At 69.9% G+C, this 10,763-nt stretch carries 9 protein-coding genes; 6 read left to right on the top strand and 3 right to left on the bottom strand.

Features of this window, described 5'->3' with window-relative positions; translation table 11 throughout:
• The 5 genes from A5711_RS26210 to A5711_RS09365 all read left to right on the top strand — a co-directional run.
• Positions 1 to 148, top strand: a 148-nt coding sequence (locus tag A5711_RS26210) for an SDR family oxidoreductase (protein ID WP_156744848.1), incomplete at its 5' end; no start/stop codon positions are given.
• Between the two features lie 185 nt (positions 149 to 333).
• A complete protein-coding gene (locus A5711_RS09380) occupies positions 334 to 546 on the top strand; it encodes a heavy-metal-associated domain-containing protein (RefSeq protein ID WP_067945753.1) in 213 nt (70 codons plus the stop codon).
• Positions 543 to 2,777, top strand: a complete 2,235-nt coding sequence (locus A5711_RS09375) for a cation-translocating P-type ATPase (RefSeq protein WP_067945751.1) — start codon at positions 543 to 545, stop codon at positions 2,775 to 2,777. Before A5711_RS09380 ends, A5711_RS09375 begins: the two co-directional genes overlap by 4 nt.
• 132 nt (positions 2,778 to 2,909) lie before the next feature.
• Complete coding sequence (locus tag A5711_RS09370; RefSeq protein WP_067945749.1) at positions 2,910 to 4,301, top strand: alpha/beta hydrolase family protein; 1,392 nt, start codon at positions 2,910 to 2,912, stop codon at positions 4,299 to 4,301.
• A 206-nt stretch (positions 4,302 to 4,507) separates the two neighbouring features.
• A complete protein-coding gene (locus tag A5711_RS09365; RefSeq protein WP_067945746.1) occupies positions 4,508 to 5,320 on the top strand; it encodes a polysaccharide deacetylase family protein in 813 nt (270 codons plus the stop codon).
• 10 nt (positions 5,321 to 5,330) lie between these two features.
• Here the strand turns inward: A5711_RS09365 and A5711_RS09360 are convergent, their stop codons facing one another.
• Complete coding sequence (locus A5711_RS09360) at positions 5,331 to 6,707, bottom strand: FAD-binding oxidoreductase (protein ID WP_067945755.1); 1,377 nt, start codon at positions 6,705 to 6,707, stop codon at positions 5,331 to 5,333.
• A 157-nt stretch (positions 6,708 to 6,864) separates the two neighbouring features.
• Here A5711_RS09360 and A5711_RS27940 point away from each other — a divergent pair, with 157 nt between their 5' ends.
• The gene (locus A5711_RS27940) at positions 6,865 to 9,774 is read left to right on the top strand and encodes an AAA family ATPase (protein WP_067945744.1); all 2,910 of its coding nucleotides are present in this window, start codon (positions 6,865 to 6,867) and stop codon (positions 9,772 to 9,774) included.
• A gap of 5 nt (positions 9,775 to 9,779) precedes the next feature.
• On the opposite strand, the gene A5711_RS09350 is transcribed toward A5711_RS27940, so the two are convergent.
• Positions 9,780 to 10,049 carry a DUF4242 domain-containing protein gene (locus A5711_RS09350; RefSeq protein ID WP_067945742.1) on the bottom strand — a complete coding sequence of 90 codons (270 nt, stop codon included), beginning with the start codon at positions 10,047 to 10,049 and terminating at the stop codon, positions 9,780 to 9,782.
• A 76-nt stretch (positions 10,050 to 10,125) separates the two neighbouring features.
• Positions 10,126 to 10,584, bottom strand: a complete 459-nt coding sequence (locus A5711_RS09345) for a MarR family winged helix-turn-helix transcriptional regulator (protein ID WP_067945740.1) — start codon at positions 10,582 to 10,584, stop codon at positions 10,126 to 10,128.
• Positions 10,585 to 10,763: the final 179 nt, after the last annotated feature.

The following is a 10,763-nucleotide window of genomic DNA, read 5'->3' as shown; positions in this document are numbered from 1 at the left end:
CTTGCGGGGCCTGCACAAGCCGCTGTTGCCCGAGGGGATCGCCCGGCCGGAGGACATCGCCGACGCCGTCGCTTGGCTTGTTTCCGACCAGTCCCGGTTGGTCACGGCGACCCAGCTTTCAGTCGATATCGGCGTGGGCTACGTCTGAGCCGGTCGTGGCCGATCCCGGCCGCGGTCTTGGCGCTTCCACCAGGCAGAATGGTGGTGCCCCGTTGCCTCCGAGGTTTCCCCGCCGGCGCCCGGTTGCGCCAACGGCTCGGTGTGGGAATACCTCGCGGGGACGCGGACGTTGAAAATTGGCATACCCCGCCGGGGTATCAGGAAGGGAATGACATGACCACGAGCGAATACCGGGTCGACGGGATGAGCTGTGGCCACTGCGAGGCCGCCGTCAAGGATGAGGTCGGCCGCCTCCCCGGTGTTGAGCGCGTGGACGTCAGTGCCGACACGGGCAGGCTGCTGGTCACGAGTTCTGTTCCCGTCGACGCGGCCGCGGTCCTCGGCGCGGTGGACGAGGCCGGCTACGAGGCCGTGCTGGTGGCATGAGCGCGGCGCCGGTGAGCCAAATCGAGCTGAAGATCGCGGGGATGACGTGCGCGTCCTGCGCCGCCCGGATCGAGAAGAAGCTCAACCGGCTCGACGGCGTGGTCGCCACCGTCAACTACGCCACTGAAAAGGCCGCGCTTACGATCCCCTCGGGATACGACCCGCGGTTGCTGATCGCGGCCGTCGAACAGGCCGGTTACACGGCAGCGCTGCCGCCCCGACGGGAGGCACCCGCGCAGGCCGACGGGCCGGAGCTGGGCGCTCTGCGCACCCGGCTGATCACCACGGCCGTCCTCGCCGGCCCGGTGATCGCCATGGCGATGGTGCCCGCGTTGCAGTTCCGCTATTGGCAGTGGGCATCGCTGGTCCTGGCCGCACCGGTCGTCGTGTGGGGCGGCCGCCCGTTTCATGCCGCCGCCTGGACCAACCTCAAACGCGGGGCCGCCACCATGGACACGCTGGTCTCGATCGGCACGCTGGCGGCGTTCCTGTGGTCGTTATATGCGCTGTTCTTCGGGACGGCCGGCGAACCGGGGATGCGCGACGGCTTCGAATTGACCGTCCGCCCCTCCGACGGCGCCGGCAACATCTACCTCGAGGTCGCCGCGGGGGTGACCCTGTTCGTACTGGCCGGGCGGTACTTCGAGAAGCGTTCGAAGCGGACGGCGGGCGCCGCGCTGCGCGCCCTGCTGGAGCTCGGCGCCAAGGAGGTCGCGGTGCTTCGGGACGGCGCCGAAACCCGCGTCCCCGTGGACCGCCTCGCCGTCGGGGACGACTTCGTGGTCCGGCCCGGGGAGAAGATCGCCACCGACGGCATCGTGGTCTCGGGTTCGTCGGCCGTGGACGCCTCGATGCTCACCGGCGAATCCGTCCCCGTCGAGGTCGGCGAGGGCGACCCCGTCACCGGGGCCACGGTCAACGCCGGCGGGCGCCTCGTCGTCCGCGCCACCCGGGTAGGCGACGACACGCAGCTCGCGCACATGGCCAAGCTGGTCGAGGAGGCCCAATCGGGCAAGGCCGAGGTGCAGCGGCTCGCCGACCGCATCTCCGGCGTGTTCGTCCCCGTGGTGATCGGCATCGCCCTGGCGACGCTCGGTGCGTGGGTCGCGCTGGGCTTCCCACTCATCGCGGGACTGACCGCGGCCGTCGCGGTGCTGATCATCGCCTGCCCGTGCGCGCTGGGCCTGGCGACCCCGACCGCACTACTGGTCGGCACCGGCCGCGCGGCTCAGCTCGGAGTGCTGATCAGGGGGCCCCAAGTCCTGGAGTCCACCCGCAGGGTCGACACGATCGTGCTCGACAAAACGGGCACCGTTACCACCGGCAAGATGACTCTCGTCGACGTGATCACTGGGCCGGGGACCGACCGCCAAACGCTGCTGCGCTACGCCGGTGCGCTCGAGGATGCGTCCGAACATCCCATCGCTCGAGCCATCGCCCACGCCGCGAAAGCCGAGCTCGGTGCCCTGCACCCCGCCGAGCGCTTCGCCAGCCTCGAAGGCAGCGGCGTGCGAGGAGACGTCGACGGCCGCACCGTCGTCATCGGGCGGGCGAGCCTGCTGGCCGACTGGGGCCAGCCGCTGGACGGCGCGCTGTCGGCGGGCAAGGCCCGCGCCGAGAGTGCGGGCAAAACCGCGGTCGCCGTCGGCTGGGACGGCCGCGCCCGTGGGGTGCTGGTGGTCGCCGACACCGTCAAACCGACCAGCGCCGCAGCGGTCCGGCAGTTCAAGCGGCTGGGCCTGACGCCCATCCTGCTGACCGGCGACAACGCGACGGTCGCCGATCGGATCGCCGACCAGGTCGGCATCACGCAGGTCGTCTCCGAGACGCTGCCGGCCGACAAGGTCGCCGCCATCCGGCGGCTGCAGTGCGAAGGCAAGGTCGTCGCGATGGTCGGCGACGGCGTCAACGACGCCGCGGCTTTGGCGACCGCCGACCTCGGGGTGGCAATGGGCACCGGCACCGACGTCGCGATCGAAGCCGCCGACCTCACCGTCACGCGCGGTGACCTATGCGCCGCGGTCGATGCGATCCGGCTGTCCCGGCGCACGCTGAGCACCATCAAGGCCAACCTGTTCTGGGCCTTCGGCTACAACATCGCCGCGATCCCGCTCGCCGCACTCGGCATGCTCAACCCGATGCTGGCGGGCGCCGCGATGGCCTTTTCCAGCGTTTTCGTGGTCGCCAACAGCCTGCGGCTGCGCTCGTTCAGCAGCGTCACGGCCGCCTAGATCACCGCGCCCACACGCCACGCTGGCAGGCGGGCGGGTGGGACCGGTGTGGGATAGTTGTTGCGACCCCCCGCGTTCGAAAAGACCACGGGTCCGCCCACGCAGCGATCGACTCAGCAAAGGCAACGACCGTTGGACCAATTCTTCGGACGACTGTCCCTGCTGCACGGCTGGTTTCCGCCTGCCGTGCAGGGGCTGACGCTGCTGGTGTTGATCATCGCGATCCAGTGGCGTGCGCCGCGCTGGCTGAAGCGGGTGCTGCCCGTGGCCCTGATCGCGGCCGTCGCGGTGACCGCGCTCGCGTATTGGTACATCACGTCGCTCGGCGTGGCCGGGGACCCGGCGCCGACGACGCTGTGGCTGTGGATCGCGCTGAGCGGCCTGGCCGCCGCGGTCTTCCTGGTGGGCTGGCGGGGCGCCCGCTGGTGGCGTCGCGGGGTGGCGGTGCTCTCCATACCGCTGTGCGCCTTGTGCGCGGCGCTGGCGTTGAACGGCTGGGTGGGCTACTTCCCGACAGCGCTCGCCGCCTGGAACCAACTCACCTCGGTGCCGCTGCCCGACCAGATCGACCGGCTCCGGGTCACCGAGATGCAGGTCGCCGGTACCAGGCCGACCAAGGGCGTGGTGGTGCCGGTGGACATCGATGACAACGCCTCGCACTTTCGCCACCGCCGGGAACTGGTTTATCTGCCGCCGGCATGGTTCAACAGCAATCCGCCGCCTCGACTGCCGGCGGTCATGATGATCAGCTCGGCGTTCAACACCCCGGCCGACTGGCTCGGCCCTGGCGGCGCGTTCACCGCCATCGACAACTTCGCCGCCGCCCATCGCGGCTTCTCGCCGGTGCTGGTGTTCGTTGATCCCACCGGTTCGTTCGACAACGACACCGAGTGCGTCAACGGCAGCCGGGGCAACGCCGCAGATCACCTCTCCAAGGACATCGTGCCGTTCATGGTGTCGAACTTCGGCGTCAGCGCCGACCGGGCCAACTGGGGCGTCGCCGGATGGTCGATGGGCGGTACCTGCGCGGTCGACCTGGCCGTCATGCATCCGGAGCTGTTCAGCGCGTTCGTGGACATCGCCGGTGACCGCAGCCCGAACGTCGGCCCCAAGGATCAGACGATCGCCAAACTGTTCGGCGGCGACCGCGCCGCCTGGGCGGCATTCGACCCGCTCACGGTGATCGCGCGGCATGGTCGGTACACCGGCTTGTCGGGCTGGTTCGACGTTCCGGGATCGTCGGAGCCGCGCAACGTCGCCGAGGAGGCCAACCCCACCGGGAGCGCTCCCAGCACCGACCCCGCCGCCAATCCGGAGGGCCAGGACGCCGCCGCCAACGCGTTGTGCGCCGCGGCCAGCGCCAACGGCATCACCTGCGCCGTGGTCAGTCAGCCGGGCAAGCATGACTGGCCGTTTGCCGCCGGGGCATTTGAGGCGGCGCTGCCCTGGCTGGCCTCGACGCTGGGGACACCCGCCGCCGAGCCGGTCCAGCTGCCCCAACGCGGCGGCACGGAATCACACTGATCGCGAAATTCACAGCTGACCCTCCCGTAACGCATCCGACATATTGTTCCTGGTAGTGGTACGGTTCGCTGCTGATGGCTGGCGATTTCGTGTACGACGGGCGGCCCCTCCGGGGGTCGGCTCCAAGCGCGCAGCGGCGCAGCCAACACCGGGCCCGGTCCGGATCACCCCGTCCGACGTTTGCTCCGGGCCTTCGCCTGCCCGCGATGAATCGCCGCCAGTTCCTCGGTTCGCTCGCCGCGTCGGTCGTCGCCGGCGTCGGCGCGGCCCGACTGGTGGTCGACCCGCAGCCGCGAACGTTCGCTCAGGCGCCGGCGGCTTCCGGCGCCGCGACCTCGGGCCCGACCGCCCCGACGGCGCTGTTGCCGCCGCCGCCGCTGAGCGCCCGCATCCCGCTGCCCGGCGGGGGCGCGCTGATGAAGATCCCCGGCGAGGGCGACCTGCTCGCGCTGACCGTCGACGACGGGGTCAACAGCGAGGTGGTGCGGGCGTACACCCAGTTCGCCAAAGACACCGGCGTGCGGCTGACGTACTTCGTCAACGGCACCTACGACTCCTGGACCGAGAACAAGGAGATGCTGCGGCCCCTGGTCGACAGCGGACAGATCCAACTCGGCAACCACACGTGGTCGCACCCTGACCTCACGACGCTGCCCAAAGAGCAAGTGGCCCAACAGCTCAGCCGCAACGACGAATTCCTGAAGAAGACGTACGGCATCGGCGCAAAGCCATACTGGCGGCCGCCGTACGCGAAGCGCAATGCCGTCGTCGACGCCGTGGCCGCCGACCTGGGCTACACCGTGCCGACGTTATGGTCGGGTTCGCTGTCGGATTCGACGTTGATCACCGAGGAGTACATCGTGCAGATGGCCGATCAGTACTTCACGCCGCAGGCCATCGTCATCGGGCACCTCAATCATCTGCCCGTGACGCACGTCTACCCGCAGCTCGTCGACACCATCCGCGAGCGCAACCTGCGCACCGTCACGCTCAACGACGTCTTCCTCAAAACGCCGTAGCCGCAACAGTTCAGCGCGCGGGCCGGATGTTCTGGTTGATGCGGAACACATTGCCGGGATCGTATTGCGCCTTGACCTCCGTGAGCCGCTGGTAGTTCGGGCCGTAGGTGGCGCGGACCCGCTCTTGGCCCTCGTCCATCATGAAGTTCACGTAGGCGCCGCCGGCCGAGTACGGATGGGCGGCGTCCCAGTAGTCAACGGCCCAGCGCTTCAACAACTCCGCATTCGCCGGGTCCGGATCCACGCCCGCGATGACTTGCGAGAAGTTGACGTCCCGGTACGCCCACGCGGTCTCGGATTGGCCCACCCGATGGACCGCGCCGTCGATCGGGTACAGGTGCATCGTGGAGTGCATGGTCGGCAGCTCCTGGGCGAAGCGGGCGTGGGCCGCGACGGCGTCGTCGGGCACCGTGCGGAAGAAGTCTCCGCGCCAGTACCATTGCAGCCCTTTGGGATACAGGCCGTCGAAGGTGGACTGCAGCGCCGGGAACGGAGCGGCGCCCAGCCCGTCGAAGGCCGGTTCCATCTGCCGGACCGGCGCGAACGCTTCCTCGGCGCCGGCGGGATCGCCGGTGTAGCACCAGACCACGGCGCACGCCTTCTGCAGGTGGAAAGCCTCGGGGAACGGCGCCACCGGCGGGACGGTCATGGCCGCGAAGAATCCGTAGAGATCCTCGTCCTGCGCCGGCATGAAGTCCCGGTACCACGAGAGGACATCGGCGGTGGCCGACGCGGGCCACGCGGTGGGACCGCAGATCACGGTGTGCACGGGATGCAGCCGGAACGTGAATGACGTGACCACGCCGAAGTTCCCGCCGCCGCCGCGCAGCGCCCAGAACAGGTCGGGATGCTCGGATTCGGACGCCCGCACCACGCGGCCGTCGGCCAGCACCAGCTCGGCCTCGACCAGATTGTCGATGGTCAGGCCGTACTTGCGGGACAGGTAGCCGTGGCCGCCGCCCACGGTCAGGCCGCCGACTCCGGTGGAGGAGATGATGCCCGACGGCGCCGCCATCCCGTATGCGTGCGTCGCGCCGTCCACTTGCGCCCACGTCGCCCCGCCCTCGACCTTGGCGGTGCGGCGGTCGGCGTCGACGTCGATGCGGTTCATCGGCGACAGGTCGATGACCAGCCCGCCGTCGACGGTGCCGAAGCCGGGGCCGTTGTGACCGCCCCCGCGCACGGCGACAACGAGGTTGCGGTCCCGCGCGAATTCCAGGGCGGTCGCGATGTCCGCGGGCGAACCGCAGCGGGCGATCACCGCGGGCCGCTTGTCGATCATGCCGTTGTGGACCGCCCGCGCCTCGTCGTACCGCGGGTCGCCGGGCAGGATCACCTGTGAGCCGAGCCGGGTGCGTAATTCGTCGGTTGCGGTTGTGAGGCTCATGGCCCACACCTCCTTGTTTGCTCGCCGGTCCTGATGCGGCGACGTTACGAGGTCGGTGAGCCGCGCGTCATGACCACAACCGAGCATTTCCGGGGCATTCCACGATAGTCACATCTGACTATCGACCGACCAATACCGGCGCGGCTACCTTGTTTGCATGGCGCAGTGGGTGCCGCCCCCGCTCCCGGCCGAACTGATCGCTCGCCGCCGCGGCCCGCTCGTGGGTCGCGACGCGGAACTGGCGGTGTTCGAGCAGGCCTGGGAGCGGGTCGAGCGGGGTAATCGCCAGGCGGTGTTCATCGGCGGCGAGCCCGGCGCCGGCAAGACGCGCCTGGCCGCGGAGGTGGCTGGAACGCTGTTCGACCACGGCGTGACGGTGCTGGTGGGAAGTTCTACGGCCGACGAAGACCTGCCGTACGCGCCCTTCGCCGAAGCGCTCGACCGCCTGATGGTCGCCGGTCCGCCGGGTTCGATGGCGGAAGCGTTGAGCGACGCGGGCCCTCAATTGCGACGGCTCGCACCGGAAGTGATTCGGCATTTGCCCGACGGCGCCCCCGCCCCGGATGTCGGGCCGGCGCGGCAGGCCCTCTTCGATGCGCTGACCGGCTTCCTGCGCCGTCTGGCGGTCGATCGCCCGGTCGCGCTGATCCTCGACGATCTGCACTGGGCGCAGCTCCCCACCCTCGCGCTGCTCGAGCACGTGCTGATCGGCTGCGCCGATGTGCGTGTGCTGGTGGTGGTCACGTTCCGCACGACCGAGCCCGACCGCTCCGACGACCTGGCCACCCGCCTGGCCGAGCTGCACCGGTTCGACGGGGTGCGGCGCCTCGACCTGGCGGGCCTGGACACCGAGGCGATCGCCGAATTCGTCGCGCGAACCCAGCAGCTTGCGCCGGCGTCGGTGCGCACGGCCGCCGCCCTGCTGCGCGAGCGGACCGGCGGCAATCCGTTCTTCCTGACCGAACTGGTCAACGACCTCGAAATCCGCGGCGGGCTGGCCACATTGAGCGCCCAGCAGACGGTGCCCGGATCGATCGGGGACGCCATCGCCCGCCGCCTCGCCGGGCTGGGGACGGGCGTGCGGGCGGTCATCGAGCAGGCGGCGGTGCTCGGCCAGACGTTCGACCTGCCCGCGCTCATCTCGACCTGCGACACGGAAGTCGGGGCGACGTTGGCGGCGATCGATTCGGCCGAGGCCGTCGGGCTGGTGCGCGCGGTGCCCGATTCCGACGGCGAGTTCGCGTTCGTGCACGCGCTGACCCGGGAGTCGGTGCTCGGCGGGATGGCGCCATCGCGCCTGCGGATCATGCACGCGCGCGCCGCCGAGGCGCTGGAGGGACGTGCCGACCCCTCGCTCGTTCCGCGTCTGGCCAACCACTTCTTGATGGCGCACGTGCTCGGCTACCACGAACAGGCGTTGCGGTATGCGGGCCGGGCGGCGCGGATGGCCGAACACAGCCTGGCCTATGAGGATGCGGCCAAGTGGTTCGAGCGGGCCGCCTCGCTTCCCGAGCTCAGCCTCGCGGAGCGGGCCAGGCTGCACCTGGACGCGGCCGCCAACCACGTGCGCGCCGGGTTCTTCGTGCGGGCGCGGACCATCTACGAACGCATCGGCGCGATGGATGACCCGCTGATGCGGCTGGAGGCCGCCGTCGGCTACGAGGAAGCGAATTGGCGCCCCGGACAGTCGACTTCGAAGGCGGCCGACCTGCTGGCGGCGGCGCTGGAATCGTGCGGGTTGCAAGCCGATGACCCGCGCTATGTGCAGGCGCTCGGCAGCTTCGGACGCGCGCTGGCCTTCGCCGGCGAGGCGGAGCGGGCCCGCGAGGTCGGCGCCGACGCGATCGAGCGCGCGCGGGTTGTCGGCGACGAGGCGGTGCTGCTGCATACGTTGAAGACGAGCCTCTGGCAAGGCCTGACCCCGGAGATGAGCGAGATCCAGGCGGAGCGCGCCGCCGAGGTCTCGGGCATGGCGCTGTCGCGCCGCGACTACGAGTCGTTGGGTGCGGCGTCGCACTTCCACGCCATGGTCAGCTACCTGGCCGGCCGGCCCGACGGCCTGGCCGCAGCGACCGCCGACATGCGGCGCGCGGCCCAAAGCTGCGGTCAACCCGCCTTCGGCTTTGTCGGCGCGTGCATCGAACAAGCGTTGGCCTACCTGCGCGGTGACTTCACCGGCGCCGAACGATGGGCCGACATCGCCTTGCGCACAGGCGATTTGTTCGGCTCCGACGACACCGAGGGCTCGAACGGCGTCCAGATGTTCATGATCCGCCGCGAGACCGGCGACTTGAAAAGGTTCGGTGGCTTCATCGACGGCAGTGAAACGTTCACCGGCCGCTGGGTGCCCGGGCTGCTTGCCCTCTACACCGAGTTGCAGTGCGAACGCGGCATGAACCGTGCGCTCAATCAGTTGCTCAACCGCAACCTCGGCGACCGCCTCGAGGATGCGCAGTGGCCGATGGAGCTGGTGTTCATGGTCGAGGCGGCGTTAGGGCTTTCCCACCGCGAAGCGGTCCACGCGCTGCGCCCATTCGTCTCGCGTTATGCCGGAAAGAATTTGGTGGCCGGCCAGTTCGTCGCGCTGTTCGGGAGTGCCGACCGATATCTGGCCCGGATGGCGGCGCTCTGCGGGGACGCTGCCGCCGCCGAGCGGCACTTCGCCGCCGCGCTCGAGATGGACCGCCGGATGGGCTCGGTGGTGCATGTCAGCGAGACGCTGGCCCGGCACGCGGTGTTCGCCGCGTCGTGCGGCCGCACCGAGGATGCCCGGCGCCTGGCCGACGAGGCGCGCGGAATCGCCGCTGCGATCGGGCAGACCCGCGTCGTCGACCTGGCCGATTCGGTATTGGCCGCGGGTCCGGTGGGGCCGGACGGCCTGACCGAACGGGAGGTGGAGGTGCTGCGGCTGCTCGCCGAGGGGTTGAGCAATCGCGCGATCGGCGAACGCCTCTTCATCAGCACCAACACCGCCGCGAACCACGTGCGCAACATCCTGATCAAAACCGGGGCCGCCAACCGCACGCAGGCGGCGATGTACGCGGCCGACCACGAGCTGCTCGGCTAGCGCCCTCAGATGTCGGACAACGCCCCGTCCGGCATCAGGCGCTCTTTCACTTCGACGACGGAGTCGGCGGGCAGGCCCGCCCGCGCGGCCGCGGACCTGATGGCCTCCGGCGACGGCGCCTCATACAGGCAATACGTCTTGCGCTTGTCCGCCGACAGGAACGAGTACATCCAGCGAACGCCCACCAGGTCGTTGATCCGGTTGATACCGTCGGCGACCTCAAGGCCGGGCTCGAGTTCCTCGGCAAAGTTGCGCTCGACCATGAAGATGGGCACGGCGCCTCCTGTTCACTGTCTTGGGTCGAGCCTAGGCCGTCGGCGAAGATCAAGAAACGGGAATTTCCGGCGACGGCTATTCTCCCGCCGCCCCGGTCTGAGCCGCGAGCAACATCTGCAAGGTTTCACGGAGTTCGGTCAATCGCTGCCGCCCCAGGGCCTGCTCCCACTGTCGCTCCAATTCGACTGCGCTAGAGCGCATTACGTGCAGCGCTTGTCGGCCGCGTGGCGTCAGCTCGATGATTCGGGTTCGCGCGTCCAGCGGGTTGGGAACGCGGGTGACGTAGCCATGTCGCTCCAATCCGGTGATCGCCTGGGCGACAGCCTGCCGGCTCACTTGGAGTCGATCGGCCAGATCCGACGCGTGCAGCCCGCCGGCCGCCAACGGTACGAGCGCGACCGCTGGCGCCGGGCGGATCCCGTCGAGTCCCGCCGCGGCAAACGCCGCCCGCAACCGTGGCGCCCCGGACGCGGCCACCAGGTTCACCAACGCGGGAACGGTGGGTTGCCAGTCCGGATGCAGAGGGCGTCGCATGGGACGAGTGTGCCACCCGCAGTGCGATTGACAAGTAACTTGTCAAAATCCTCGCCGGCTGCCACGATGGCCCCATGCGATCGCGCCGCGCCCGGGCCATCAGCGTTTGCCTCGTCGCCGTCCTGGCCGTCGTGCTCGGCGGGTGCCTGGGCGGCGGCCATGCGCTGGGAACGCCCGGC

It is taken from the genome of Mycobacterium sp. E2238 (genome assembly GCF_001672665.1).
Lineage (GTDB): Bacteria > Actinomycetota > Actinomycetes > Mycobacteriales > Mycobacteriaceae > Mycobacterium.
Note: the sequence above shows the minus strand (reverse complement) of the source record. Positions and strands in the feature narration are given on the sequence as shown.